We start from the raw sequence: 25,501 nt of genomic DNA, 5'->3' as shown, positions 1-25,501 counted from the left end.
TACGCATCGACCCAGGAGGTCACCATCGCTACGGGACTCAAGCCTGCCAGCTGGGCTTACGCGGAGGAGTTCGTCAGCGAGGACGACGTGCTCGCCACGGCGCGCAACCGCGCTGCCGAGGTCGGAGTCGTCCCCATCGGCTCGGGCGGAGGCGCCGCGCTGCGCTTCCTGGCCGCCGTCACCGAGGCCCGCGCGGCGGTCGAGATCGGCACCGGCACCGGTGTCTCCGGTCTCTGGATGCTGCGCGGCATGCGCCCGGACGGCGTGCTCACCACGGTCGACACCGAGGGCGAGCACCAGCGGCTGGCCAAGCAGACGTTCGTCGAGGCCGGCATCCAGCCCCAGCGGGTGCGTCTCATTCCCGGCGCGGCGCTCGACGTGCTTCCCCGGCTCACCGACGGCCACTACGACCTGGTGTTCTGCGACGGCGACAAGCTGGAGTACTCCGAGTACCTCACCGAGGCGCTGCGGCTGCTCAAGCCGGGCGGGATCGTGGCCTTCGACAACGCCCTGTGGCACGACCGCGTGGCCGACCCCGCGCAGCGGGACGCCGAGACGGTGTCGATCCGCGAGCTGGGCAAGACCGTGCGCGACCACGACATGCTGCTGCCGGTGATGCTCCCGGTGGGTGACGGGCTGCTCGTCGCGAAGAAGGTCTGGACCCCCGAGACCTGATCCCCCGCGCGCTCTGCGTTGAGGCGTCACCCGTTCGGCGTTGAGACGTCAGTCGTGCGGCGTTGAGGCGTCACTCGTGCGACCTTGAGGCGTCAGTCGTTCCGGTCGGCGGTCAGGCCGGGGTGTCAGCGACCGTGGGCGCGCCGACGTTCGCCGGGACCCAGTACCGCCGCTTGCCGCTGCGGGTGTCCTCATAGACCCCGCCGTTGCCCTCGATCGCGCGACGCGAGCCCACGTTGTCGGGGTCGCACGTGACCAGCACCGGGTCGATCCCCAGCTCCGCGCACGTCGGCAGGATCATCCGCAGCGCCGCGGTGGCGATGCCGCGACGACGAGCGGACGGGCGGACGGAGTAACCGATGTGCCCGCCCCAGGTGAGCAGCAGCTCGGTCAGCTCGTGGCGCACGCTGATCTGGCCGAGGTACTCGTCGCCGTCGGCCATCCACCGCACGGTGCTCGGTACGTAGTTCGCCGGGCGGGGCGAGTCGGGTTCGCGCAGGCCGGCCAGCCACGTGGCGTACCTCGCGAACGTCCCAGGGTCGTCCATCTCCGCGCGGGTCAGGCTCAGTCCGTCGAACTGCCGGTCCGGAGGCAGGTTCGGGATGCCGGCGTACGGCTCCTCACCGGCCGCGAGGAACTCGTCCGTGGCGGCGAGGAAGGACCGGTGGAAACGCGGGTGCGGCGTCGCGAGCTCGAACATGGCGAAAGGCTAGGTCGGCGTACGGCGTCCTGCCACCGCTTTACAGCCGTACGGCGCCGTACGACTGACGTCTCAACGCCTCACGAGTGACGTCTCAACGCCGAACGAGTGACGTCTCAACGGAAGGAGGGGGCGGCGAGGAAGCCGGCTCCGCCTTCCGCGACGGCGACGATGTCGCACGGCTCGATCAGCACCGGCGCGGAGCCCACGATCTGCGACCCGGGCGAATCGGCCGCGGTCTTGCTGAACTCCTCCTGGAACGCGTCACGCTCCGCCGGGGTCTCGAAGACGTAGCACCCCTCGAACCACTCCCCCGCGCGCATGCGCCAGGTCTTGAACCTGAGCCCCGGCCGTCCCGTGAACTTCGGGTGCGAGGTGGCCTCGACGTAGGCGGACAGGGCCTCCTCGACGCCCTCCGGGGCGTTCTCGAGGGACCAGCGGACGGTCAGACCGTGCATGGTGACTCTCCTGGTTCGTCGATCGGTCGTCGTGGGTCGTGTCGCCCGACGGCTCAGCCGGTGACCCCGGCGAGCGGTTCGCGCAGCTCGAGCCAGTGCAGCAGCGCGCGCGCACCGAACCCGGTCGCTCCCATCGTCCACTCGTGCGCGTCGACCGGGGAGTCCCCGACGGAGGCGATGTCGAGGTGCACCCAGGGCAGACCGCCGGTGAAGTGCTGCAGGAACAGGGCCGCGATGATCGCGCCCGGACCGCCCGCGGCGTTGTCGGCGTCCGCGATCTTGGACTCGAGACGCTCCTCGTAGTCCTCGGCGAGCGGCATCCGCCACAGCGGCTCTCCCGCGGCCTGGCCGGCGGTGCGGATCAGGTCGGCGAGCGCGTCGTCGGTGGAGAAGAAACCGCCGGTGCGCTGCCCGAGCGCCAGCTTCATCGCCCCGGTCAGGGTGGCCACGTCGACGAGCACGTCGGGCTCGAGCTCCGCCACGGCGTACGCCAGCGCGTCGGCCATGACCAGGCGGCCCTCGGCGTCGGTGTTGGTGACCTCGCTGGTGCGGCCGCCGTAGTGCCGCAGCACGTCACCGGGGCGCATCGCGTTGCCGCTCACGGAGTTCTCGGCGCACGGGATGAGACCGGTGACCCGGACCGGGCAGTCGACGTCGGCCAGCGCGCCGAGGACGGCCATGACCACGCCGCCGCCGGTCATGTCGCGCTTCATGTTCATCATCGCGTCGCCGGGCTTGATGGACAGGCCGCCGGTGTCGAAGGTGATGCCCTTGCCGACGAGGACGACGTGCGGGACCTTCCGGCCGGCCTTCTTCGGGGTGTACTCGAGCTTCACCATCCGCGGCGGGTTCTCCGACGCCTGGCCGACCCCGACGATGCCGCCGAACCCCTCGGCGACGAGACGCTTCTCGTCCCACACCTCGATCGACAGCCCGGCGCTCTTCGCGATCTCCTCGGCCCGCTCGGCCATCCAGACCGGGTTCTTCTCGTTGGAGGGGACCAGCGCCATCATCCGCGACATCCAGCCGGCGCCGGCGACGGCGAGCGCCCGGTCGAGCGCGACCTGGCGGGTCCCGATGTCGTCGAGGCCCGCGAGCACCACGCGGGCGACGGGGGTCTCCTTGGGGCCGGTGGAGCGGCGGTGGAAGCCGAACGAGCCGAGCACCAGGCCCTCCACGAAGGCCCGCAGGCCGGCGTCGTCGCTGAGCGCGGGGATCGAGGTGGCGAGGGTCTCGCGGCCCTTGGCGCGGCGGGCGACGGCGGCACCGGCGCGGCGCAGGTCGTCCGGGGTGCCGGCACCGACCCCGACGAACAGCAGGCTCCGCAGGCTGCCGTTGCTCAGGCCCGCGCGGGACAGCAGGACGTGCTCGACGACCTCGCCCGCCTTGCCCGTCGCCTTGGCGTGCTCGAGGAGCGCGAAGACGTCGAGGTCGACCTCGTCGAGGAGCTCGGCGGCACCGGGCCCGAGGGACAGCCCGTCGTCGTCCGCGGCGAACGGGACCGCCACCAGGTCGGCGCCGACGACCCGGGTGGGCGCCACGTCGGCGAGGGCGATCTGGGGCGGTGATACCTGGCTGGGCAGAGACACGAATGGATCCCCCGAAACGTGATGGTGGACGGACTGCGGTCACGACCCTACTCACTGGGTGACCATTTACAACCGAAGACCCTGGACTCCCACCAGGAGAGTCCAGGGTCTGCGCACGTCCGAAGACGATGTCGACGACCTGGTCAGGTCAGCCGACGACCTCCTTCAGCGCTTCGCCGAGCGCCCCCGCCTCCTCTGCGTTCAGCTCGACGACGAGCCGGCCTCCGCCCTCGAGCGGGACGCGCATCACGATGCCGCGCCCTTCCTTTGTGACCTCGAGCGGGCCGTCGCCCGTCCGCGGCTTCATCGCCGCCATGCGCACACCTCTTCCTGTTACATGCAGCGCGCCCCTGTCGATGTGGGCTCTCGCACACCTGGTGAAGAGCATCCCGACGCGCCGGTGTGCGGACTATTATCGCGCATTTTTCCGCGGGGCTGACCACATTGTCCGCAACCGTCACGAGTGGGTGCCCCGCCGGCCGCCGGACGACCGGTGTACGGCGCTCGCGCGGAGCCTGCCGCGTCCGGGGAGGCGGGCCCGCCCGGCGTAGGGCAGACTCCCGTCCATGCACGCCCGGTCCGCGCTGTTCGACCTCGGCGGGGACCCGCTGCGCTCTCGCAACGCCCGTACAGAGACTGGAGACCCCGCATGACCGACCAGGCCGACCAGCCCGTGACCTACGCCGTCGCCGACGGCGTCGCCACGATCACGCTGAACCGTCCCGAGGCGATGAACAGCCTCGACGTGCCCACCAAGGAGGCGCTGCGCGACGCCGTGCACAAGGCCGGGGACGACCCCGCCGTCCGCTGCGTGGTCCTCACCGGCGCCGGGCGCGCGTTCTGCGTCGGGCAGGACCTGAAGGAGCACATCGGGATCCTCGAGAGCGGCAGCCGCGACACGTTGTTCACCACCGTCCCGGAGCACTACAACCCGATCGTCACCGCGCTCGCCACGATGCCGAAGCCCGTCATCGCGGCCCTGAACGGGGTGGCCGCGGGGGCCGGCGCCTCGATGGCGTTCGCCTGTGACTTCCGGCTGGTCGCGGACACCGCCGGCTTCAACCTGGCGTTCACCGGGGTCGCCCTGTCCTGCGACACCGGCGCCTCGTGGACCCTGCCGCGGCTCGTGGGCCGGGCCAAGGCGCTCGAGCTGCTGTACTTCCCCCGCACCATCCCCGCCGCCGAGGCCCTCGAGCTCGGCCTCGCCACCACGGTGGTCCCGGCCGCCGAGCTGGCGACCGAGGTGGCGGCGCTCGCGTCGCGGCTGGCCGCCGGCCCGACCGTGGCGTACGGCGCGATCCGCCGCTCCGTCGAGCACTCCGCGGGCAACGACCTCGCCACCTCCTTGGAGTTCGAGGCCGAGATGATGGCGCTGACCGGCAGGACCCGGGACCACGAGCAGGCGGTGGCGTCGTTCGTGGCGAAGCAGCAGCCGGCCTTCGAGGGGCGGTAGCCCGATGGCCCGCGGGCGACTCGGCGTCCTGGTCACCCTCCTGCTCCTGGTCGGCTCGGGGCTGGCCCCGCAGACCGCCGCCGCTGCCCGCGGCAACCTCGCCTCGCAGATCTCGGTCAGTCCCGGCGTGCGCCAGATGGTCACGGTGACCAGCTCCGGCTGGTCCAGCACCCGCGCCAGCCTCCGGGTGTGGCGCAAGCGGGACGGCGACTGGCGGCTCGTGCGCGGGCCGATCCGCACCCGGCTCGGCTGGAACGGCTTCGTCCGGGCCCAGGACCGGCAGCAGAGCACCGGCACCACGCCGGCCGGGCGGTTCACGATGCTCTCGGCGTTCGGCAACCGGGCGGACCCGGGCAGCGGGCTCCCCTACCGGCGCGTGGACGGCAACGACTTCTGGCCCTACGAGCCGCGCGACCCGGCGACGTACAACATCTTCCAGCCGTCGAAGGCACGGACCACGCGCTGGCGCGCGGACTACGTCGAGCGGCTCGCCGACTACGGCTACGAGTACGCCTACAGCATCGTGATCGGCTTCAACCTGCCCGGCGGCGTGCACTGGTCGAAGGACCGGCGCCAGTACGTCGCCCGCCGGCCGGCCGACACCGACCGGGGCGGCGGGATCTTCCTGCACGTGCAGCAGAACCGCTACACGGCGGGCTGTGTCTCCGCGCCGATCCGCCACGTCCGGTGGCTGGTGCGGTGGCTCGACCCTGAGCTGGACCCGCGGATCGTGATGGGCCCGGCCGACTGGGTCCGCACGCGCTTCTGACCGGACCGGTCAGCGGCTCCCGCCGAGCGCGCGGAGCAGCTGCCGCGGCGCGACCACGTTCATGCGCCGCCAGGACGGGTCGGCGCCGTACTCCACGGTGACCGCGACGCCGTCGAAGCGGTTGTTGAACCACTGGGTCAGTGTGCCGTGGCAGCCGGAGCCGCAGGCGAAGTCCTTGCGGGGCAGGTTGAGCTCCTCGGAGAGCCGCCGGCCGAACCAGCGCTTCTTGGGGCCGTAGGTGTCGATCCCGTAGAGCGGCTGGTGGAAGGAGACCACGAAGCGGGGGTCGACCCGGTCGAGGAACCGCATCAGCGCCCGGGTCTCCGGCTCCGACGCGGGCCGCCGGCCCGAGGTCGCCGTGCGGACCCACTCGCGCGGGAAGTTGCGGTTCAGGTCCACGCCGCGGGCGTTGTGACGCCGGTCCGCGAGGAACCCGTCGGGGTTGACCACCGGCACCACCCACAGGTCGATGCCCTCGACGGGCCGGCCGTCGCGGATCTGCTGGAGGATCATCCGGGGCGCGGCCTCGTCGCCGTGCAGGCTCGCGAGGGCGACCGCCCGGGTCCGCGCGTCCGGGTCACCGACCCGCCAGGCACGGATCGGCCGGTCCTTGACGGAGTGGCCGATGACCCGGCTCTGGACCACCGCCGGGCGGGCGTCCTGCGCGGCGGGCGCCGCCGGGGGCGCTCCGGCGACCAGCACCAGGGCGGCCGACGCGGCGAGAGTGACGCGCGCGGCCGGCGACCGGCTCACGGGATCTCGCCGAGCACCAGCAGGACGGTGAAGACCAGGACGCCGACGAGCAGGCCGACATGGGCCAGGATCGACAGGCCCGGTCCCTCGCCCCAGGTGTCCTTGACCGGGGCCGACGAGTGCCGGCCGCGGGCGGGCATCCACCGGGCGAGGATCAGCAGGCCGGCGACGACCGTGACCCACCACAGCAGCAGGCCGAGCCAGCCGAGGGCCAGGCTGCCGGTGATCAGGAACGCGACCCACACCACCACGGCGAGACCACCGACGACCGTGTGGGTGTTGAGCAGGTTCTTGGGGATGGAGAGACGACCCGCCGCCTCACCCCCGTTCTTGGCCAGCCGGACACGCGTCAGCACGACGACGACGGTCGCCAGGACGGTGAGCACGACGGTGATGATTTCCGGAGTCACGGATCAGAGCATGCCCGATCCACGCGCTCGCCGGTGTCAGTGGGGCAGTTCACGTCCTCGGCGCGGCGCGTTCACCGGGCGTACGGGCGGCGGGTCCCGAGACCTCGCGGACGTGGCAGTCGGCGATGTGGTCGTTGACCATCCCGGTGGCCTGCATCAGCGCGTACGCCGTGGTCGGCCCCACGAACCGGAAGCCCCGCTGCTTGAGCGCCTTGGCCAGCGCCTTGGACTCCGGGGTCACCGCCGGGACCTCGGCCAGGGTGGCCGGGGCGGGGCGGTCGCCGTCGGGCGCGAAGGTCCAGACCAGCTCGCTGAAGCCGCCGTCGAGGTCGAGCACCGCGCGGGCGTTCTGCACGGTCGCCTCGATCTTGGCGCGGTTGCGGACGATCCCGGCGTCCTGGAGCAGCCGCTCCACGTCGGCCTCGCCGAAGCGGGCCACCGCGTCGGGGTGGAACCCGTGGAACGCCGAGCGGAACGCCTCGCGCTTGCGGAGGATGGTGATCCAGGACAGCCCGGACTGGAACGCCTCGAGGCTGACCCGCTCGAACATCTCCCGGTCGCCGTGCAGGGCGCGGCCCCACTCGGTGTCGTGGTAGGTCACGTACTCGGGGGTGCCCAGCGCCCAGGCGCACCGGACCAGCTCGTCAGACGGCTGCATGGAGCGCCTCCGCCCGTTGTGCCAGCCGGCGCAGGGCGGCGTCGACACCGGAGCGCATCGACCAGCCGGTGAGCCGCCAGCCGAGCGCGCCGAGACGGCCGAAGGGGAGGTCGAGACGCTCCCACCACACGAACCGGCAACTGTCGGGCCCGTCGGCCACCACCGCGAACTCGCCGTCACCGCGGACCACCCGGCCGGTGTGCAGCACCTCGCAGCGGGCGGAGCCGTCCGGCTGCTCCTCCCACGCGGTGATCGTCATCGTGTCCCAGAAACCGACCGGCCCCACCCCGGTCCAGGCGCGGATGAGCCCGCCGACCCGGTCGGCCGCGTCGAGCGCCTCCACCCGGGTCATCGGGATCCACTCGCCCTGGCGGGGCCAGTCGGTGACGTAGTCCCAGACCAGCCGCGCGGGCGCCGCGACGAGGACGTCGGAGCGGACCAGCGCCCGCCTCACGGCGTGCCCCCGTCGTCGGCGCGCGGCTCCGGAGCCATCTCGGCGCAGAGCCGGTCGAGCAGCGCGTCGACCTCGGACATGCGGTAGCCGCGGAAGGCGGTGGTGAAGCGGACCCGGCGCAGGTCGTACGGCGTCAGGGGCCCGTCGGCCTGCACCCGGACGTCGGGGCGGTCGTCGTACACCTCGCTCATCGACCCGCCGCGACCCGTGGCCACGACCGCGACGGCGCCCATCGCGAGGACGATGAGGACGGCGAAGAACCAGGTCATACGTGCATCGTGCCACGCGGCTCCGACAGTCCCGGGCGGTACCGGCGGTCCGGCTCAGTCGGGGCTGGTGCCGTCCGGGAAGGCCTCCCCGCCGCCCGGCTCCGGGGACTGCCGGCGCTTGGCGGCGTCCACGAGGATCCCGACCGCCTCGTCGACGTCGTCGGTGACGTGGAACATGTCGAGGTCCTCCTCGGAGATCGCCCCGTCCTCCAGCACCGTGTGCCGGATCCAGTCCACGAGCCCGGTCCAGTAGTGGGTGCCGACCAGGATGATCGGGAACGACGTGACCTTCTGCGTCTGGACCAGGGTGAGCGCCTCGAACAGCTCGTCGAAGGTGCCGAAGCCGCCGGGGAGCACCACGAAGCCCTGGGCGTACTTCACGAACATGGTCTTGCGCGCGAAGAAGTAGCGGAAGTTCACCCCGACGTCGACCCACCGGTTGAGGCCGGACTCGAAGGGCAGCTCGATGCCCAGGCCCACGGAGACCCCGCCGGCCTCGCAGGCGCCCTTGTTCGCGCCCTCCATCACCCCGGGACCTCCCCCGGTGATCACCGCGAAGCCGGCGTCGGTCAGTGCCCGGCCGAGGTCCTCCGCGACGGCGTACATCGGGTCGCCCGGCCGGGTCCGCGCCGAGCCGAACACCGACACCGCCGGGCCCAGCTCGGCGAGCGCGCCGAAGCCCTCGACGAACTCCGACTGGATGCGCAGCACCCGCCAAGGGTCGGTGTGCACCCAGTCCGAGGCACCCCGGCTGTCGAGCAGCCGCTGGTCGGTGGTGCTGGTCTGGAACTGGCTGCGGCGCATCGTGGTCCGGCCCCGGCTCTTGCTGGGGCTGGCGGAAACCTCGGGTGACTCGGTCATGGGCCCGAGGCTAGCGACTCACCGGACGGATGGCTCGAGCCATGCCCGCAGCCGCTCCTCCACGTGCCGGATCTGCGCGAGCGGGACGAACTCCTCCTGCTTGTGCGCGAGGTGCGGGTTGCCGGGGCCGTAGTTCACCGCGGGGACGCCGAGCGTGCTGAACCGGGCCACGTCGGTCCACCCGAACTTCGGGTTGACCTCGCCGCCGACGGCCTCGACGAACGCGGCCGCCGCGGGCACGCCGAGACCGGGCATCGCGGAGGGGGCGGAGTCGCTGACCTCGAACTCGAAACCGTCGAAGACCTCGTGCATGTGGGCGAGCGCCTCCTCCTCGGACCGGTCGGGGGCGAAGCGGTAGTTGACCGAGACCGTGCACTGGTCGGGCAGCACGTTGCCCGCGACGCCGCCGGTGACGAAGACCGCGTTGAGCCCCTCGTGGTACTCCAGCCCGTCGATCACCGGGCGGCGGGGCTCGTAGGCGTTCAGCCGGGCCAGCACCTCCGCGGCGCCGTGGATCGCGTTGGTGCCCATCCAGGCCCGCGCGGAGTGCGCCCGCTCGCCGCGGGTGACCACGTCGACCCGCATGGTGCCCTGGCAGCCGGCCTCGACGACGCCGTCCGAGGGCTCCATCAGGATCGCGAAGTCGGCCTCGAGCAGCTCGGGGTTGCTCTCGCTGAGCAGCTTGAGGCCGTTGCGTTCCGCCTCCACCTCCTCGCAGTCGTAGAAGACGAAGGTGAGGTCGCGGTTGGTGACCGGCATGGTCGCGGCGAGCCGCAGCGCCACCGCGCAGCCGCCCTTCATGTCGCAGCTGCCGAGGCCGTGGAGGTTCTCCTCGTCGCGGCGGGCCGGCAGGTTGTCGTTGAGCGGCACCGTGTCGAGGTGGCCGGCGACCACCACCCGCTCGGCGTGCCCCTGCTCGGTGCGCGCGACGACGGTGTTGCCGAAGCGGCGCACCTTCAGGTGCGGCAGGGCGGCGAGGGCAGTCTCGACGGCGTCGGCGATCTCCTGCTCGTCACCGCTGACCGACGCGATGTTGACGAGGTCCTCGGTGAGCGTGACGGCGTCGACGGTCAGGTCCAGGTGGGTCATGAGGGCAGTCTGTCGAAGACGCAGAACTCGTTGCCCTCCGGGTCCGCCATCACGTCCCAGGAGATCTCGTCGTCCCGGGAGCGCAGCAGGGTGGCGCCGGCCGCCTGCATCTCCTCGACCGTGGAGCGGAGGTCCCAGTGGATCCGGTTCTTCACGGTCTTCGGCTCGGGGACCGGGGCGAACACGATGCACTCGAAGGGCACGTCGGGGACCCCCTCGAGCCACCACCAGTCCTGGCCCTCGGCGGTCTTCGCCTCGACGCCGAGCACGTCGCCCCACCAGCGCGCGATGTGCTCGGCGTCCGCGGCGTCGACATTCAGCTCGTAGAGGCGGTAGGCCGGCAGCTCGTCGGCCGACCGCCGGAAGGCGCAGAACTCCCCGCCCTCGGGGTCGGCGAGCACGTCCCAGGAGAAGCCGGACTCCGAGGCAGGCAGTACGACGGACGCTCCCCGCGCGACCAGGTCGTCGACCGACGCCGTGTAGACGTCGAGGTGGACCCGGTGCTTCACGGTCTTGGCCTCCGGCACGCGGCACATCGCGATCCCCTGCCCCTCGGCCGAGCCGACGACGTTGCCGCTCTCCTCGTCCGGCTGGAACTCCAGGCCGAGCACGTCGGCCCAGAACCGGCCCAGCGTCTCGCCACCGGTGGTGTCCATGCAGAGCTCTTTCCAGCGTGCGACCGCACTCATCCGTGATCTCCTTCACTGCTGCCGCCGGGCGTGGCGGGTCTCCTTGAGGAAGGCTCGCTAGCCTGTCACACGTGACCGACACCAGCCAGCAGCACGCAGCAGCCCCCGCGAAGGCCTGGGGATTCGGCCTCGCGACCCTCACCGGGACCAAGGAAGGGGACGGCGGGACCGTCCTCGACACGTGGTACCCGGCCCCCGAGCTGGGGTCCGCCCCGGCGGACGGCGAGGCCACCGCGGCCCTCCGCGCGCTCGAGGGCGTCGACGAGGTCCGCGGCGTGCGCCGTGTGGTCGTCCGCACCGTCCTCGAGGACCTCCAGGCCGCACCGGTGGACACCCCGGACGCCTGGCTGCGCCTCCACCTGCTCAGCCACCGCCTGGTGGTCCCTCACAGCATCAACCTGGACGGCGTCTTCGGCCTGCTCACCAACGTGGTGTGGACCAGCGAGGGCCCGTGCGCGGTCGACGGCTTCGAGGAGACCCGGCTGCGGCTGCGCGCCGACGGCCGGCACGTGAGCGTCTTCGGCGTGGACAAGTTCCCGCGGATGACCGACTACGTGCTGCCCACCGGCGTACGCATCGCCGACGCCGACCGGGTCCGCCTCGGCGCGCACCTCGCCTCCGGCACCACCGTCATGCACGAGGGCTTCGTGAACTTCAACGCCGGCACGCTCGGCGGCTCGATGGTCGAGGGCCGGATCAGCGCGGGCGTCGTGGTCGGCGAGGGCTCCGACATCGGCGGCGGCGCCTCGATCATGGGCACCCTGTCCGGCGGCGGCAAGGAGGTCATCTCCGTGGGCCGGCGCTGCCTGGTCGGCGCGAACGCCGGCATCGGCGTCTCCCTCGGCGACGACTGCGTCGTGGAGGCCGGCTGCTACGTGACCGCGGGCACCAAGGTCACCATCCGCGACATGGACGGCAAGCCGAAGGTCGTCAAGGCATCCGTGCTGTCGGGCTCCGACAACGTCCTCTTCCGCCGCAACTCCGTCTCCGGCGCCATCGAGGCCGTCCCCTGGCAGGGAGAGGGCATCGCGCTGAACGTCGACCTCCATGCCAACGACTGACCGAGGACCCCGACGACGCAGGACCGAGCAGGGCGGGGCCGCACGGTTCGTGCTGGTCGGTCTCCTGATGTTCGCGGTGGTCGCCGCCGCCGGTTTCCTCGTCTACCGGGGCGTGGGCCCGCTGCCCGACCCCGAGGGCTGCACCGCCGAGGTCGGCGACGTGGTCGTCGAGCTGAGCACCGAGCAGGCCGAGAACGCCGCGCTCATCGCGGCGATCGGCGTACGGCGCGGTCTGCCGGCGCGGGCGGTCTCGATCGCCCTCGCCACGGCGTACCAGGAGAGCAAGATCGTCAACGTCAGCCACGGCGACCGCGACTCGCTCGGCCTGTTCCAGCAGCGCCCCTCGATGGGCTGGGGCACCGAGAAGCAGATCAGCAACCCCTACTACTCGATCAACACCTTCTACGACGAGCTGGTCAAGGTCGACGGCTACGACCAGATGCGGATCACCGAGGCCGCGCAGGAGGTGCAGCGGTCGGGCTTCCCGGAGGCCTACGAGGACCACGCCGAGGACGCCCGCGCCCTCGCCTCCGCGCTCACCGGCTACTCCCCGGGCGGGCGGTTCAGCTGCGTCGTGCGCGCGCCGCTCGACGAGCCGGACGCCGAGAGGGAGGGCCGCAGCGGGCTGACGCCACGGGCGAGCGCGGTCCGCAGGGACGTGGAGAAGGCGTTCGGCCCGCAGTCGCTCGGCGGCTTCGCCCCCGGCGGCGTGAAGGACGGGCACATGGAGGGGTCCGCCCACTACGACGGTCGCGCCGTGGACATCTTCGTGCGGCCGGTCAACGAGGCGAACAACCGCCGGGGCTGGGCGGTCGCGCAGTACCTGGTCGCGCACGCCGAGCGCCTCGACGTCCACCACGTCATCTTCGACGACCGGATCTGGACCGCCGGGCTGCGCTCCGAGCAGGGCTGGCGCGACTACGACCCGGGCGACGGCCCCGGGGACCGCGCGGTCCTCGAGCACCGCGACCACGTCCACGTCGACGTCGTCGAGGGCGAGTAGTCCCAAACCACCGCGAACCGTCCCTCCCGGCTGGCATCCTGGGAGCGCGACCGGGACGTCCGGTGGACGTTCCGGAGAGGTCACCGTGGGTAGCGACTCGACGCTCTACACGATCGGTACGGCGCTGAACCGCGCCCTCGACAACGAGCTCCCCGTGGAGCTCCTCGTCGGCGGCATCTGGATGGCCGGGACCGTGGCCGCCGTGGACGGCTTCGGCGTCGTGCTGAGCTCGCGCGACAGCGAGCACGCCGTGGTCCGCGTCGAGGCGATCGCCGCGGTCCGGATCGCCGCCGCCGCGCCGCAGCGCACCCCGATCGCCACCGGCGCGCGGCCGATGCCCGGCCCGAACGGCTTCCAGCACTGACCGGAGCCGTCTCGCCGCCCCGCCGCGGGGTCAGGCGTCGGCCAGCCGGCGTACGGCGGCCTCCACGCGCTCGTCGGTCGCGGTGAACGCGACCCGCACGTGCCTCGCGCCCGCGGGGCCGTAGAACTCCCCCGGCGCCACCAGCACGCCGCGCTCGGCGAGGGCGCGCACGGTGTCCCAGCACGGCTCGTCACGGGTCGCCCACAGGTAGAGCGACGCCTCCGAGTGGTCGACCCGGAACCCGGCGCCCTCGAGCGCGCCGCGCAGGACGGTGCGCCGGGCCGCGTAGCGCGCGTGCTGCTCGGCGACGTGCTCGTCGTCGTCGAGCGCCGCCTTCATCGCGACCTGCTGCGGACCGGGCATCTGGAGCCCGAGGTTCTTGCGCACGGCGAGCAGCTCGCCGACCAGGGAGGTGTCGCCGGCGACGAACGCGCAGCGGTAGCCCGCCAGGTTGGACCGCTTCGACAGCGAGTGCACCGCGAGGATGCCGGAGTGGTCGCCGTCGCAGACGTCGGGGTGCAGCACGGAGACCGGCCCGCGGCCGTCGGCGCTCTCCCAGGCGCACTCGAGGTAGCACTCGTCGGAGACCAGCAGCGCACCGCGCTCCCGGGCCCAGGCGACCACCTTGCGCAGGTGCTCGACGGGGAGCACCCGGCCGGTCGGGTTGGACGGCGAGTTGATCCAGACCAGGGCGACCTTCTCCGGGCCGACCGAGGTCAGCGAGTCGGTGGCGACCGCGCGGGCGCCGGCCAGCCGTGCGCCCACCTCGTAGGTCGGGTAGGCCAGGGCGGGGTACACGACGAGGTCGCGCGGCCCTAGACCGAGGTGGCTCGGCAGCGAGGCGATGAGCTCCTTGGAGCCGATCACGGGGAGCACGCCGTCGAGGCCGAGCCCGGTCACCCCGAACCGTCGCGCGAGCCAGTCCACGGCTGCCTGGCGGGTGTCTGCGCGCCCCACGGTCGTCGGGTAGCCGGGCGAGTCCGCGGCACCCCGCAGGGCCTCCTGCACCACCGCCGGCGTGGGGTCGACCGGCGTACCGACCGACAGGTCCACGATGCCGTCGTGGTGGGCGCGGGCCTGCGAGGCGTACGCGGTCAGCTTGTCCCACGGGAAGTCGGGCAGCGACCGCGAGACGGGGCCCTCACCAGCACGTGCCGCCCACCACTTCTCGAGGAAGGGCGGCGGCACGTGGCTGTCGTCGACGGGGACGCTCACTCCTGGTTCTGCGGCGGGAGCGCGGCGATCATCGGGTGGTCCTTCTCGATCACACCGAGCTTCGCGGCACCGCCGGGCGAGCCGAGGTCGTCGAAGAAGTCGACGTTCGCGTTGTAGTAGTCCTTCCACTGCTCCGGGGTGTCGTCCTCGTAGAAGATCGCCTCCACCGGGCAGACGGGCTCACAGGCCCCGCAGTCCACGCACTCGTCCGGGTGGATGTAGAGCATCCGCGAGCCTTCGTAGATGCAGTCGACGGGGCACTCGTCGACACACGCCCTGTCCTTGACGTCCACACAGGGCTGCGCGATGACGTACGTCACCTTGGTTCCTCCTCGGATGAGCTGAGCTGTCCGTCCCGCACCACGGTCGAGCACCGTTCCGGAACGTTGTACAGCCTAGTATCTCGTTCGGGCGCCGACGCGCCTGACCCGGTCCATCCAGCGAAAGTTCCGCCGTCGTGACGAATCCCCCCGGTCTCGGCCCGCACGTGGTCGGGCAGCGGGTGGTGGTCCGGCGCCTGGTCCGTGGCGAGACGGGCCCCACCGGCGGTCCCGCGTTCACCGACCTGCTCGGCGTGATGGAGACCTGGGCCGACGGCGTGACCACGATCCGAGACGCCGAGGGTGCGGTCACCACGATCGCGGTCGGCGACATCGTCTCCGGCAAGCCGGTCCCGCCCCGTCCCTCGGTGCGGCACCGGGTCTCCCCCGAGGAGGCGGAGCTGCGCGCCGACGCCGCCTGGCGCGCCCGGGAGACCGAGCGGCTCGGCGACTGGCTGCTGCGCGCGTCGGGCGGGTACAGCTCACGGGCCAACGCGGCGCTGGCCGTCGGCGACCCCGGCACGGGGATCGACGAGGCGGCGGGGCGGGTGCGGTCGTTCTACGCCGCGCGCGACCTGCCGGCGTGGGCGCAGGTGGTCGTCGGCTCCGACGTGCACCACGCCCTCGAGTCCGCGGGGTGGGTCCTCGCGCGGCCCGGAGAGGCGGACACGCTGTTCCAGGTCGCGTCGGTGGCGCAGGCCCGCCGGGTGGTACGGCGGACGCTGCCGGACGTCGTGCCGCCGGTGACCCTCACGCCCGCGTGCGGCCCCGCCTGGCTCGCCGACGACACGCGCGCCCTGTCCCACGGCGACGACGCGGTCGGCGTGCTCGAGGGCTCCGCCGAGGTGGGCTTCGCGGCGGTGGAGCTGGACGGGCTCGTGGTCGCCAAGGGCAGGGTGGCGCGCGGCGGGGAGACCGACGACTGGGCCGGGATCACCAACGTGTGGGTCTCCCCCGCGCGACGCCGGCAGGGGCTGGGGACCGTCGTGGTCGGCGCGCTGCTGGAGTGGGCCGCGGAGCGTGGCGTGACCACGGCGTACCTCCAGACCCGGGGCGACAACCCGCCGGCACTGGCGGCGTACGACCGGCTCGGGTTCGTCACCCACCACGCCTACCGGTACCTCACCGGCACCGCTGCCTGACGGGGGCCCGGTGACGGCCCGGGCTCAGGCGGGGACGGCGACCGGGGCGTCGGAGCGCGTGCGCTGCGCGGGCAGCTCCTGGGCCTGCGCGACCAGGTGCACGGTGAGGTAGGAGCCGGCGACGCCGCTCAGCGACCCGGCCTGCAGCTCCACGTGACCGCGGTCGGTCAGGAAGCTGTGCGCCGACCAGTGGCTGTGGCCGAGGTCGGCCCAGAGGTCCTCGAGGGTCCAGGCGACCTCGTCCTCGGTCAGGTCGCCGCGGTAGCTGCACAGCGCGACCAGCAGCCGGTCGTGGTCGGGGGTGCGCTCCACCTCGACGTCGGCGAAGACGCCGACCTCCTCCAGCGCGGTCCGCAGCCGGAGCTCGAACGACAGCAGGTCACGGCCGGCGGCCGGCACCCCGTGACGCCGGAGCCCGCTGCGCAGCTTCTGGAACGCGGTGAGGTTCATGCCTTTCAGCATGCTCGGCGCAGTTCCACACCCCGTCCACGCGGAGGTAACGCAGCGGGCACACGAGCACGCCCACGGCAAAGGTTTCCCCCGGGGCGGGGGCACCGTCAGGCGTTCGGGTCCTTGCCGCAGATCACGGTGTCGGAGGGCGTGTACGTCGTGTGCATGGTCTCCTTGCGGACCAGCTCGTCGCTCCCCGCACGGCGGAAGTAGCGGTACACGTCGATGTCGAAGCCGCCGTACCCGTCGTTCTCCACGCAGTCCTTGTCCTCGACGTACCGCGTGTCCTCCTCGGTGATGTCGTAGCGGTCCGAGACGCCGGCGGTGATGTTCCAGTACTTCGTGGACCACATGCGCACGTTCATCGAGCCGTACGACGACGGGGTGCTCGGGTTCACCCAGGACTGGATCAGGATGCCGTGCGGGGTGTCGTTCTTGAACCGCAGGTCCACCGCGCCCCACACCACCGTGGCCTCGCGGCCGATCGGGTAGCGGTCGATGTAGAACGAGTGCGGCTTGTGCTCGACGTCCTCGAGGCCGGCGAAGAAGGCCGCGTTGAACAGTGTCGTGGCGACCTGGGAGACGCCGCCGCCGAGGTCCTCCTTGAACACGCCGTCGCTGATGATGAACCCCTCGGTGAAGCCGTTCGCCACGGTGCGCTCCCCGACCGTGTCGTTGAGGCTGAACGTCTCGCCGGGCTTGAGCACGGTTCCGTTGACGAGCTCGGCGGCGCGGCCGAGGTTGACGTTGCGGTAGTCGGCGTGCGGGAACTGCGTGGTGAACGAGGAGACGACCTCCTCGATCCCCAGCTTCGCGGCGTCGGCGGCGTCGAAGTCGGGCCTGTCGATGACGCTCTTGACCTCCATCGTGCGGTTGCGGCCGCGCTGCACGACCAGCGAGAGGAACTGCTCGGTGACCTGCTTCGGGTCGAAGGTGACCCCGTTGCGGCCGGGCACGACCTTCGGCGAGCCGTTCACGAGCTTCACGGTCGCGTCCCGCGGGGCGAGCTCGGCGCTGCTGGTGGCCGGCCTCAGCGCCGCGAGCAGCTTCTTCTCGTCGAGCTGCGGGACGAGCGAGCCGTTCTCCGGCTTCATCGAGAGCGCGTCGGCGTACGCCGGTGGCCGGAGCACGACGTTCTGGCTGGCGAGCACGAACACGACCGGGGCGGACATGGCCGGGTTGGCGAAGTCCTCCATCGCGGAGCGGACCTTCTTCTCGCTGACCTCCGGCTCGACCACGTCGACCTCCAGGGGCACGACCTCGTCGCCACCGAGGTACGCCGCGACCACGGCGTCCTCGGCCTTCGCGCGGTCCAGGCGCTGGCCGGGCTCGGGGTAGCGCGGGTCGGCCTCGCCGCCCTTGAAGCTGATCCGGCCCTCGCGCGCGGGCTCGTCGATCTCCTTCGCGAAGGACTCGACCTCCTCGCCGAGCCGGGTCTCGTCTACGGTGACCACGGGCTCGAGGTCGTCGCCGCCGGTGAAGTAGTCCCACATGCGGGCGGGGTTCCAGCTGCGACCGCCGCCGGCCTGCTCGACGGTGGCCTCGACGTCGACGTCCAGACCGGCCTCGGCCGGGTCGATCCGGCGGCGTTGGCCGTCGGCGCTGACCACGATCGCGCCGTCGCGCGCCCGCAGGCCGTCGGCGAGCTCGGCGCGGGCGGCCACCGGGGTGAGCCCGCCGATCTCGACACCGGCGACGCTCGTGCCCCGGGGCACGCGGTCACCGGTGAACAGGTAGCCGGCGACGTACAGGCCCCCGAACAGCACCGCGAGGCCCGTCAGGAGCCATGCTCCGACGCGGCGGTCGTTGTTCCTCTGACGATAGGGCTGGTCGCTCACACGTGGCAGTTTAGGTGGGAGTGACCCCTGAGCCCGAACTGCGTGCCGCTAGCGCGGTGACCGCGACGGCCAGCACGGCGAATCCGCCGCCGATCAGCAGGTAGCCGGAGAGGTCGGCGGCGACCACGTAGTCACCCTCGCCGCGGCCGAGCAGCGCGGCCACCAGCGCCGCCAGCCAGCCGGCCGCGAAGGTTGCCGTCGCCCCCGCTCCCCACTGCCGCAGGGCCAGCAGCGCCCACAGCGGCGCGGCGAGCGCGAGCACGATCCCGGGCAGGGTGCGGTGCACGGCGACCGAGGCGATCCCTGCACCCGCACCCACCACCAGCGTGGCCAGGGCCAGCGCGAGGCCGGCGGCCCTCATTCGAGCCCGGCGAACAGGTCCGTCTCGAGCCCGCGCTCGTCGACGGGACCCTTGGTGCCCTTGACCAGGCGGTAGTACTCGGTGCCCCACACCTCGTTGCCGACGTTGTTGGACAGCGCGAAGAACGGACCGTCGACGGCGATCTGGGTCTCGTGGGCGCGCATCGCGGCCAGCTTCGCGGCGACGAAGTCGTTGGCGTCGACCTCGGCGTCGAGGAACTCGTCGGAGGTCACCCACCAGCCGAGGTCGTCCTCGGGGTCCATGCCCTCGAACGTGGTGGTGTCCCCGGCGGCGCGGAGCTTGCGCAGCCCCTCGCGCATCCGCGTCTCCGACATCGCACCCCAGTAGACCTTGGCGACGTCCCACGCCGGGCCGAGGTCCGGCCGGAAGGACCGCGCCGCGGCCAGCGACACGGCGTACGTCGCGACCCGGTGCGCCTGGATGTGGTCGGGGTGCCCGTAGTTGCCGAACTGGTCGTAGGTCACGAGCACCTGCGGGCGGACCTCACGGACGATCTCGACGAGGTGCGCGGTGGCCTCGAGCAGGTCGGCACGCCAGAAGGTGCCCTCCTTGACGTCCTCCCCCGCCGTGGCGTGGCCGCTCTCGTGCCAGACCATCCCCGAGTCGCGGTAGGTGCCGGCGCCGCCGAGGAAGCGGTGGTCGGTGACCCCGAGCTCCTTCATCGCGTTGGCCAGCTCGGTGATCCGGTGCTCGCCGAGCCGGTCCTCCTTGTCGGAGGCCAGGTGCGCGAGCCCGGGGACGAGGACCTCACCCTCCTCACCGAGGGTGCAGGTCACCAGCGTGACCTGGGTGCCGCGGGCGGCGTACTTGGCCATCGTCGCGCCCTGGTTGATGCTCTCGTCGTCGGGGTGCGCGTGCACCAGCAACATCCGCTGTTCCATGCCGTCCAGCCTAGTCGCGGCGGAAGTGCCCCTTCACCCGGCGCGGCTCCTCGGGCAGGTCCAGCGGCGCCGGGGGTACGTCGACCGGCGGGAGGTCGCGCTCGAGGTCGAGCCAGCCGTCATGCTGGTCGACGAGCACGTCGAGGACGAACTCGGGGGCGTCGGTGACGACGGCCCACGGGTGGTCCTCGTCGTCGTCCTCGCCCGCGAGCCGTTCGCGCACCACGTCGGCCCGATAGCCGTCGTGGCTGAGCCGGCCGGCGACGGCGTGCGCGTCGTCCTCCTCGTAGAAGACCGCGCGGAGGTGCAGCGGGGTCACCTGAGCTCCTTCTCGATGGCCGGGATCCGTTCCCTCAAGTCTGCCAGCCGCCGCTCGGTGCGCTCGGGCTCGCCGGTGGCCGCGAGTGCGCGCATCCCCTCGTCCCCGGCGGCGACGGCGGCGCGGATGCCGTCGCAGGCGATGCGGACCCGCTCCGGGACGGCGTCGAGGACCTCCCGCCCGGCGAACCCGCCGTAGGCCTCCGCGACCAGCGCGAGACGCCGGGCCGCGGTCGCGGGATCCACGGGCCGGAACAGCGGCACCGCGGTCCACGCCAGGTGGGCGAGCTCGAGCAGCGGGGTGGACGGACCGGCGAGGTCCCAGTCGAAGACGCCGGTGAGCGCGTCGCCCTCGAAGCACACGTTGTACGGCGCCAGGTCGTTGTGGGCGACCACGGTCGGTCCGTCGACACCGGAGAACCGCCACGGGCCGGGGTGGTCGAAGTCCGGGACGGCGTCGTGCAGGGACCTCGCCCAGCCTGCGAGCGCGACCAGCTGCGCGTCGGTGAGCGCGTCGCGGTCCACGTCGACGACGTGGCCCGGCAGGTGGGTGAGCACCTCGCGGCCACGCGCGTCGGTGCCCAGCACCCGCGGGACGTGGGGCAGGCCCGAGCCGCGGAGGTGGTCGAGGAGGGCGTGCACCGCCGGCGTCCACGACCCGGTCGCCCGCCGTACGGTGTGGCCGACCTTGACCGCTCCGCCGACGTTGCCGCCGTCCAGCCTGGTGCCGTCGAGGAGGACCTCCCGCAGCTCGTCGAGGAAGGGCACGTCGGGCGCGAGCCAGGCGACGTCGTGGAGCTCCTCGGGACCGAGCCAGCGGACCGCGTCGTGCTCGTGCGGAACGGGCTCGCCGGCGACGAGCTCGGCGAGGGCCACCCGCAGGACGTAACCGGGCTTCACGTGCTGCTCGCCGCGCAGGTGCCCGGTCACCACGACGTCGGAGCCGAGCTCCTCGTGGATCTCGCGGACCGCCGCGGCCTCGGCGTCCTCGCCCGGCTCGGCCTTGCCTCCGGGGAACTCCCAGCGGCCGGCCAGCTCCGGCGGGTCGGTACGGCGGGCGGCGAGGACGCGTCCGTCACGGACGATGGCCGCCCCCATCACGAGCACCTCGGCCACGTGTCCGCCTTTCCCTGCTTGTCGTCCCGCGTCAGACTCGGGCTGACAATCTAGTGGGAGGGGTCACGTGGACGAACCGGGGACGACCGGGGTGCACCTCGTGCGCACGCGTGAACGGGTCGACGAGGTGTCCGCCCTGGCCGCGGCGCTCGGCGGTCGGGTCGGCGTGGCCGGCGTGCTCGAGGACCTGAACCGGAAGGGCTCGGTGCGCAACGTGCCCGGCCGGGCGGTGCGCTGGGGTTTCCGCTGGGACGACGAGGACTCCCGAAGCCAGCGGTGGTGGCCGCAGGGCATCACCACCTCGGCGGACGCGGACCCCGCGACGGAGCAGGTCGCCGGCCGCGCGGTGCTGTGCACGAGCTGGTACTCCAAGGACGTGGACGGGCTGAACAAGGGGTCGCGCGTCACCTTCGTCGACGTCGGCGCGTCCGGAGGGCCGGCGTACCGGCACGTCCTCCTCGTCGAGGCGCACCTCTCCGCCTCGGGCACGGTCGACCTGCGGCCGGTGAAGGTGCACGCCGGCGGGCTCGTGTGGCACGGGCGCTACCTGCACGCGGCCGGGACGGCGCGCGGGATCCACACCTTCCACCTCGACGACGTGATGCGGGTGCCGGGCAGCGGCGACCCGTCGGCGCTCGGCGTCGGGGTGGGCAGCTTCGGGTACCGCTACGTGCTGCCGGTGCGCTTCACCTACGACGCGTTCGCCGAGGATGGCGTCGAGCGGATGCGGTACTCGTTCCTGTCGCTCGCGCACGCCGCGCGCGGGGGCGGGCCGGCTGGTGCGCCGCGTCTGGTGGCGGGCGAGTACGGACGGGGCAGTCGGACCACCCGGCTCGTCGACTTCACGCTCGACCCCGCGACGTCGCTGCTGCGGGTCTCCGACGACGGCGTGGCTCGGCCGACCCGGCTGCCGGAGCAGGGGGTGCAGGGCATGCAGGGCGCGACCGTCGTCGGCGGCCGGTGGTACCTGACGACCAGCGCCGGAAGGTGCCTACCCGGTTCGCTGTACGTCGGACGACCTGGGGCGTTCCGGCGTCGCACCGGGGTGCTGCCGGTGGGCGTGGAGGACGTCAGCTACTGGCCGTCGCGGGACCAGCTGCTGTCGCTGTCGGAGTACCCGGGGCGGCGCTACGTCTTCGCGATGGACCGGTCGACCTTCGACTGACGGCGCCCTGGACTCTCCTGGTGCACAAGGGCTTTGGCCGCCCGGAACTGATGCTCCTATTGGCCGTCAAGGGCTCGTGATTGAATGCCGGGAATGTCAGTGCGACACCTGTACCTCACGCGGCACGCCGAGCCGGACGACGACGGCAGGCTGACCGAGCGGGGTGTCCAGCAGGCCGTGTTGCTTGGGCGGCGCCTGTCGAATGTGCCCTTCGGATCGGTTCAGCACGGCCCGCTGCCGAGGGCGACGGAAACCGCGCAGCTCGTGGCACGGCAGCTCGGCAGCCAGGTGCCGGTCATCGAGCTCGACGCTGCCGGGGACTACATCCCCCACGTGCCGTCCCCGGACGAGGTCGACCCAGAGCACCGGGCCGGTGTGATGGCATTCCTGGCTGACGTCTCGTCGGGGAAGTGGCACAGGGAGCGGAGTTCGCGGCGGAGGCCATCCGGCTGCTGACCGGGCCGGAGCAGGTCGGGGACGACAGCCACCATCTGGTCGTGACTCACGCTTTCACCATCGGGTGGCTGGTTCGCCATGCGTGCGCTGCTCCGCAGTGGCGTTGGTTGGGGCTCGACCACGGCCACGCCGCTCTGACGGTGCTTCGGTATTTCACTGACCGGCCGCCCACCGTGGTGGTGTTCAACGACATGTCGCACCTGCCCGACGAGCTGCGGTGGACGGGCTTTCCGGCCCACATGAGGCTCTGACTCGCGTCCGCCTGGCTCACCAGGCGGCAGTGGGCCAGTCACGGTAGGTCTGGGCAAGGCCCCAGCCGGGTGGATGAGACGAGCCACGGCCGCCGCGGGCGATGCCCGAAACTGTCGGTGGTCTGCCCTAGCGTGAGGGCCATGGAGACGACGCCGATCGACGAGCACGACGCCCGCGAGGCGCTTGTGTCGTTCGGTCGGCTGCGCCGCCGACGTGATGCCGCCGAGCGCGACATCTTCCTGCTGGCCGCGCACTTCGCGGACCTCTACGACGCCGACGCGACGTTGACCGACCGGCACCTGCTGCCCGGGATGGAGATGTCGGTGCGGCTGGCCGGTGCGGGCACTCCGGCCGTGCGCGAGTTCGCGGTCGCCGAGATGGCCGGCGAGCTCGGCATCGGCACCGGGTCCGCGAAGCGGCTGCTCGGTGACGTGCTGGAGACGCGGCACCGGCTGCCCCGGCTGTGGGCGCGGGTCGCCGCGGGCGAGGTGCAGTCGTGGGTCGCGCGCAAGGTGGCACAGGCGACCCGGGCCCTGAGCCTGGAGCAGGCCGCGTACGTCGATGCCGGGGTCGCCGAGTACGCCGACGGGCGGCTGCCCTTCCACCGGTTCCTCACCGTGGTCGAGGCGAAGGTGGTCGAGGCCGACCCCGAGGCCGCTGCGGAGCGTGAGCTGGCCGCGGCGCAGGAGCAGTTCGCCAAGGTCGGCCGCTCCAACGACCACGGCCAGAAGACGCTGTACGTCAAGGACCACGCCGCGGCGATCACCCGGATCGACGCGACCATCGCCTACCTCGCCGACGGGCTCCGTGCTCTGGGCGACGCCGATCCCGAGGACGCTCGCCGCGCGACGGCGATGTTGCTGATGGCCAACCCGCTGCAGGCGCTGCAGCTGCTCCAGGCGTACGCCGCGCACGTGGGTCGGTCCGCGGGGACCCCGACGCCGGGTGACGGCTACGCCCCCGAGGACGAACCGCTTTCCGACGACGACCCGGCTGACGACACGTCCGACGAGGGCTCCGTGGGCGCCACCGCGGACTGTGGGGTCGCGCAGGGCTCCGGCCTGGCGGCGTTCGCCAGGCCCTTCCACCCGGCCGACGTACCCGCGGCCGGCTCGACGGGATGGACCTTCGACCCCCGGTCGCTGCTGCCCACGGTCACGCTCTACCTCCACCTGCACGCCGACTCTCTCGACGGGTCCGGCGGCGTCGTCCGCTGGGAGGGTGAGGGGCCGGTCTCCGCGCAGTACGTCCGCGACCTCCTCGGGCCGCACTGCAGGTTCACGGTCAGGCCGGTCGTCGACCTCGCCGGGCAGGCTCCGGTGGACGCCTACGAGATCCCCGACCGGCTCCGCGAGGCCGTGCAGCTGCGGACGCCGGCCGACGTGTTCCCCTACGCCGGTTCGACCCGGCGCGGCATGGACCTCGACCACACCCGCCGCTATGTCCCACCCGACGAGGGCGGGCCACCCGGCCAGACCCGCGAGGACAACCTCGCCCCGATGAGCCGGTTCCACCACCGGGTCAAGACGCACGGCGACTGGGAGCTCCACCAGCCGTTCCCGGGCATCTTCGTGTGGCGAGCACCTCACGGCGCGATCTACCTCGTCGACCACACCGGGACTCGTCAGGTCCGCGGCACCCCGGACGTCCACGGCCCCGGCTCACCGCAACCGGTGACCCGGCTGGAGCGCTACGTCGCCGACCTCGTCGTCGAGTACGCCGCCTGACCCGCTGAACGCCTCGCGTGCAGACCGCGGTCGCCTCACCTCAGGACGACCGTGACGACCTGTCCGGCTACGGGCGCGGGGCCCGGGCGAGCTGCCGTGACTGCGCGACGAGCCGCCCGGTGGAGTCCCAGACCTCGGCGTCCTCCTCGAGCAGGCCGCCGGCGTAGTTGCGCGTCGCGTGCACGACCTTGAGCCACCCGGGAGCAGGGACCGCGCGGACGTGGGCGGTGAGCTCCAGGGTCGGTGCCCATCCCGGCAGGCCCAGGTCGAACGTGACCGGCGGGAGCGCGTCGAGCGCGAGAAGCAGCGACAGCGGGTCGGGCTCGCGTCCGTCGGCGAGCCGCAGCCACCCCTGGATCCGGCCCCGGCCGGACGGCTTGCCGAGCGCCCAGCCGACCGTGTCCGGGTCGAGACGCAGGTCGAAACGGTCCAGCAGAGGCGCGTTCGCCCTGAAGTCCGGCGGCGCCAGGTCGGTGCCGATGCATCGCTCCGGGTCGGGGAGCACGGGCGCCGCGGCGGTCGTATGCACCTGCTCCGGCAGGGACGTCAGGTCGCCGTACGTCGCCAGCGCGCGCACGCGCTCGACCGGCTGCCCGGCGTCGTCGGGCTGGCACAGCGCGACCGTCCCCGTCGACATCGTGCGACCACGCCGTACGACGTCCGTGTGCAGCGTCGCGGCCCCCGCCCGGGAGGCCGAGAGGTAGTAGGCGCTGACCGAGATCGGGTCCGGGTGGTCGTCGTCGAGGAAGGTCTGGCGCAGCGCGTTGCCCGCGAGCGCGAGCAGCAGCCCGCCGTTGATCCCCTCGCCGACCTTCCAGCCGCCGTCGAGGTCGCCGTCGTAGGTGCGTGCGTCGTCCTCGCGCCTGCGCAGCGCGATGCCGCGGTCGAACTCCGACTCGGTCCGCTCGGGCTTCTGCTCGGTGGTGGTCACCCCCGAGAGGCTAGCCGTACGGCGGACGACCGGACCGACCGGTCCGCGACCGG

32 protein-coding genes are annotated in these 25,501 nt (G+C 72.6%); 11 read left to right on the top strand and 21 right to left on the bottom strand.

Annotation, left to right across the window (positions count from 1 at the left end):
* Positions 1-87 precede the first annotated feature (87 nt).
* A complete protein-coding gene (locus tag K1X13_RS11315) occupies positions 88-675 on the top strand; it encodes an O-methyltransferase (protein WP_308249513.1) in 588 nt (195 codons plus the stop codon).
* Positions 676-787: 112 nt separating this feature from the next.
* Here the strand turns inward: K1X13_RS11315 and K1X13_RS11310 are convergent, their stop codons facing one another.
* The 4 genes from K1X13_RS11310 to K1X13_RS11295 form a co-directional block, all read right to left on the bottom strand.
* Positions 788-1,375: a GNAT family N-acetyltransferase gene (locus K1X13_RS11310; protein ID WP_225914951.1), complete on the bottom strand. Its 588-nt coding sequence runs from the start codon at positions 1,373-1,375 to the stop codon at positions 788-790.
* A 116-nt stretch (positions 1,376-1,491) separates the two neighbouring features.
* The gene (locus tag K1X13_RS11305) at positions 1,492-1,833 is read right to left on the bottom strand and encodes a hypothetical protein (protein ID WP_221025162.1); all 342 of its coding nucleotides are present in this window, start codon (positions 1,831-1,833) and stop codon (positions 1,492-1,494) included.
* A gap of 53 nt (positions 1,834-1,886) precedes the next feature.
* A complete protein-coding gene (locus tag K1X13_RS11300; RefSeq protein WP_221025161.1) occupies positions 1,887-3,422 on the bottom strand; it encodes a leucyl aminopeptidase in 1,536 nt (511 codons plus the stop codon).
* A gap of 148 nt (positions 3,423-3,570) precedes the next feature.
* Positions 3,571-3,738: a DUF3117 domain-containing protein gene (locus tag K1X13_RS11295; protein WP_221025160.1), complete on the bottom strand. Its 168-nt coding sequence runs from the start codon at positions 3,736-3,738 to the stop codon at positions 3,571-3,573.
* A 333-nt stretch (positions 3,739-4,071) separates the two neighbouring features.
* Here K1X13_RS11295 and K1X13_RS11290 point away from each other — a divergent pair, with 333 nt between their 5' ends.
* Both K1X13_RS11290 and K1X13_RS11285 read left to right on the top strand, forming a co-directional pair.
* A complete protein-coding gene (locus tag K1X13_RS11290; RefSeq protein WP_221025159.1) occupies positions 4,072-4,875 on the top strand; it encodes an enoyl-CoA hydratase/isomerase family protein in 804 nt (267 codons plus the stop codon).
* Positions 4,876-4,879: 4 nt separating this feature from the next.
* Positions 4,880-5,644, top strand: a complete 765-nt coding sequence (locus K1X13_RS11285; RefSeq protein WP_221025158.1) for a L,D-transpeptidase family protein — start codon at positions 4,880-4,882, stop codon at positions 5,642-5,644.
* 9 nt (positions 5,645-5,653) lie between these two features.
* On the opposite strand, the gene K1X13_RS11280 is transcribed toward K1X13_RS11285, so the two are convergent.
* Genes K1X13_RS11280 through K1X13_RS11245 form a run of 8 tightly spaced genes read right to left on the bottom strand, consistent with a single transcriptional unit; the run spans position 5,654 to position 10,827 of the window.
* Complete coding sequence (locus K1X13_RS11280) at positions 5,654-6,397, bottom strand: M14 family zinc carboxypeptidase (protein WP_221025157.1); 744 nt, start codon at positions 6,395-6,397, stop codon at positions 5,654-5,656.
* Complete coding sequence (locus tag K1X13_RS11275) at positions 6,394-6,807, bottom strand: hypothetical protein (protein ID WP_221025156.1); 414 nt, start codon at positions 6,805-6,807, stop codon at positions 6,394-6,396. The genes K1X13_RS11280 and K1X13_RS11275 overlap by 4 nt, the downstream gene beginning before the upstream one ends.
* A gap of 49 nt (positions 6,808-6,856) precedes the next feature.
* Positions 6,857-7,465: a DNA-3-methyladenine glycosylase I gene (locus tag K1X13_RS11270; RefSeq protein WP_221025155.1), complete on the bottom strand. Its 609-nt coding sequence runs from the start codon at positions 7,463-7,465 to the stop codon at positions 6,857-6,859.
* On the bottom strand, positions 7,452-7,919 hold the full coding sequence (locus K1X13_RS11265) for an SRPBCC family protein (RefSeq protein WP_221025154.1): 468 nt from the start codon (positions 7,917-7,919) through the stop codon (positions 7,452-7,454). Before K1X13_RS11265 ends, K1X13_RS11270 begins: the two co-directional genes overlap by 14 nt.
* The gene (locus tag K1X13_RS11260) at positions 7,916-8,188 is read right to left on the bottom strand and encodes a DivIVA domain-containing protein (protein WP_221025153.1); all 273 of its coding nucleotides are present in this window, start codon (positions 8,186-8,188) and stop codon (positions 7,916-7,918) included. The genes K1X13_RS11265 and K1X13_RS11260 overlap by 4 nt, the downstream gene beginning before the upstream one ends.
* Positions 8,189-8,242: 54 nt before the next feature.
* On the bottom strand, positions 8,243-9,049 hold the full coding sequence (locus tag K1X13_RS11255) for an LOG family protein (protein ID WP_372450696.1): 807 nt from the start codon (positions 9,047-9,049) through the stop codon (positions 8,243-8,245).
* 18 nt (positions 9,050-9,067) lie between these two features.
* Complete coding sequence (gene dapE, locus K1X13_RS11250) at positions 9,068-10,138, bottom strand: succinyl-diaminopimelate desuccinylase (RefSeq protein ID WP_221025152.1); 1,071 nt, start codon at positions 10,136-10,138, stop codon at positions 9,068-9,070.
* Positions 10,135-10,827, bottom strand: a complete 693-nt coding sequence (locus K1X13_RS11245; protein ID WP_221025151.1) for a VOC family protein — start codon at positions 10,825-10,827, stop codon at positions 10,135-10,137. Before K1X13_RS11245 ends, dapE begins: the two co-directional genes overlap by 4 nt.
* Before the next feature lie 71 nt (positions 10,828-10,898).
* Here K1X13_RS11245 and dapD point away from each other — a divergent pair, with 71 nt between their 5' ends.
* From dapD to K1X13_RS11230, 3 genes are all read left to right on the top strand, one after another.
* Positions 10,899-11,888 (top strand): 2,3,4,5-tetrahydropyridine-2,6-dicarboxylate N-succinyltransferase, encoded by a 990-nt coding sequence (gene dapD / locus K1X13_RS11240; RefSeq protein WP_221025150.1) that lies wholly within the window; start codon positions 10,899-10,901, stop codon positions 11,886-11,888.
* Positions 11,875-12,891, top strand: coding sequence for a VldE C-terminal domain-containing protein (locus tag K1X13_RS11235; protein WP_225914950.1), 1,017 nt, complete (start codon positions 11,875-11,877; stop codon positions 12,889-12,891). Before dapD ends, K1X13_RS11235 begins: the two co-directional genes overlap by 14 nt.
* A gap of 85 nt (positions 12,892-12,976) precedes the next feature.
* Positions 12,977-13,255, top strand: a complete 279-nt coding sequence (locus tag K1X13_RS11230) for a hypothetical protein (protein WP_221025149.1) — start codon at positions 12,977-12,979, stop codon at positions 13,253-13,255.
* Between the two features lie 30 nt (positions 13,256-13,285).
* On the opposite strand, the gene dapC is transcribed toward K1X13_RS11230, so the two are convergent.
* Together dapC and fdxA are read right to left on the bottom strand one after the other, a co-directional pair.
* Positions 13,286-14,443, bottom strand: coding sequence for a succinyldiaminopimelate transaminase (dapC, locus tag K1X13_RS11225; RefSeq protein WP_221026023.1), 1,158 nt, complete (start codon positions 14,441-14,443; stop codon positions 13,286-13,288).
* Positions 14,444-14,466: 23 nt separating this feature from the next.
* Complete coding sequence (fdxA, locus tag K1X13_RS11220) at positions 14,467-14,790, bottom strand: ferredoxin (protein ID WP_221025148.1); 324 nt, start codon at positions 14,788-14,790, stop codon at positions 14,467-14,469.
* A 137-nt stretch (positions 14,791-14,927) separates the two neighbouring features.
* On the opposite strand from fdxA, the gene K1X13_RS11215 reads away from it, so the two are divergent.
* Positions 14,928-15,932 carry a GNAT family N-acetyltransferase gene (locus K1X13_RS11215; RefSeq protein ID WP_221025147.1) on the top strand — a complete coding sequence of 335 codons (1,005 nt, stop codon included), beginning with the start codon at positions 14,928-14,930 and terminating at the stop codon, positions 15,930-15,932.
* Positions 15,933-15,956: 24 nt separating this feature from the next.
* Here the strand turns inward: K1X13_RS11215 and K1X13_RS11210 are convergent, their stop codons facing one another.
* The 6 genes from K1X13_RS11210 to K1X13_RS11185 all read right to left on the bottom strand — a co-directional run bounded on the left by K1X13_RS11210 (position 15,957) and on the right by K1X13_RS11185 (position 20,917).
* Entirely contained in the window at positions 15,957-16,382 is a 426-nt protein-coding gene (locus K1X13_RS11210; protein ID WP_221025146.1) for a hypothetical protein, read from the bottom strand.
* Between the two features lie 107 nt (positions 16,383-16,489).
* Positions 16,490-18,220 (bottom strand): VanW family protein, encoded by a 1,731-nt coding sequence (locus K1X13_RS11205; protein WP_221025145.1) that lies wholly within the window; start codon positions 18,218-18,220, stop codon positions 16,490-16,492.
* Between the two features lie 10 nt (positions 18,221-18,230).
* Positions 18,231-18,581 carry a hypothetical protein gene (locus K1X13_RS11200; RefSeq protein ID WP_221025144.1) on the bottom strand — a complete coding sequence of 117 codons (351 nt, stop codon included), beginning with the start codon at positions 18,579-18,581 and terminating at the stop codon, positions 18,231-18,233.
* Positions 18,578-19,483 carry an N-acetyl-1-D-myo-inositol-2-amino-2-deoxy-alpha-D-glucopyranoside deacetylase gene (mshB, locus tag K1X13_RS11195; RefSeq protein ID WP_221025143.1) on the bottom strand — a complete coding sequence of 302 codons (906 nt, stop codon included), beginning with the start codon at positions 19,481-19,483 and terminating at the stop codon, positions 18,578-18,580. The genes K1X13_RS11200 and mshB overlap by 4 nt, the downstream gene beginning before the upstream one ends.
* A 10-nt stretch (positions 19,484-19,493) precedes the next feature.
* Positions 19,494-19,802 (bottom strand): hypothetical protein, encoded by a 309-nt coding sequence (locus K1X13_RS11190; protein WP_308249512.1) that lies wholly within the window; start codon positions 19,800-19,802, stop codon positions 19,494-19,496.
* Positions 19,799-20,917, bottom strand: a complete 1,119-nt coding sequence (locus K1X13_RS11185; protein WP_221025142.1) for an NUDIX domain-containing protein — start codon at positions 20,915-20,917, stop codon at positions 19,799-19,801. The genes K1X13_RS11190 and K1X13_RS11185 overlap by 4 nt, the downstream gene beginning before the upstream one ends.
* A gap of 67 nt (positions 20,918-20,984) precedes the next feature.
* On the opposite strand from K1X13_RS11185, the gene K1X13_RS11180 reads away from it, so the two are divergent.
* The 4 genes from K1X13_RS11180 (at position 20,985) to K1X13_RS11165 (ending at position 24,517) form a co-directional block, all read left to right on the top strand.
* Positions 20,985-22,082 (top strand): hypothetical protein, encoded by a 1,098-nt coding sequence (locus K1X13_RS11180; RefSeq protein WP_221025141.1) that lies wholly within the window; start codon positions 20,985-20,987, stop codon positions 22,080-22,082.
* Positions 22,083-22,166: 84 nt separating this feature from the next.
* Positions 22,167-22,538 (top strand): histidine phosphatase family protein, encoded by a 372-nt coding sequence (locus tag K1X13_RS19840; RefSeq protein ID WP_372450695.1) that lies wholly within the window; start codon positions 22,167-22,169, stop codon positions 22,536-22,538.
* Positions 22,493-22,789 carry a histidine phosphatase family protein gene (locus K1X13_RS11170; RefSeq protein WP_221025139.1) on the top strand — a complete coding sequence of 99 codons (297 nt, stop codon included), beginning with the start codon at positions 22,493-22,495 and terminating at the stop codon, positions 22,787-22,789. Before K1X13_RS19840 ends, K1X13_RS11170 begins: the two co-directional genes overlap by 46 nt.
* Positions 22,790-22,930: 141 nt before the next feature.
* A complete protein-coding gene (locus tag K1X13_RS11165) occupies positions 22,931-24,517 on the top strand; it encodes a hypothetical protein (protein WP_221025138.1) in 1,587 nt (528 codons plus the stop codon).
* A gap of 67 nt (positions 24,518-24,584) precedes the next feature.
* Here the strand turns inward: K1X13_RS11165 and K1X13_RS19130 are convergent, their stop codons facing one another.
* Entirely contained in the window at positions 24,585-25,448 is an 864-nt protein-coding gene (locus tag K1X13_RS19130; protein WP_308249511.1) for a thioesterase family protein, read from the bottom strand.
* Between the last annotated feature and the right edge of the window lie 53 nt (positions 25,449-25,501).

The organism is Nocardioides jiangsuensis (assembly GCF_019679455.1).
GTDB lineage: Bacteria > Actinomycetota > Actinomycetes > Propionibacteriales > Nocardioidaceae > Nocardioides_C > Nocardioides_C jiangsuensis.
This window is presented reverse-complemented; position numbering and strand designations above follow the sequence as displayed.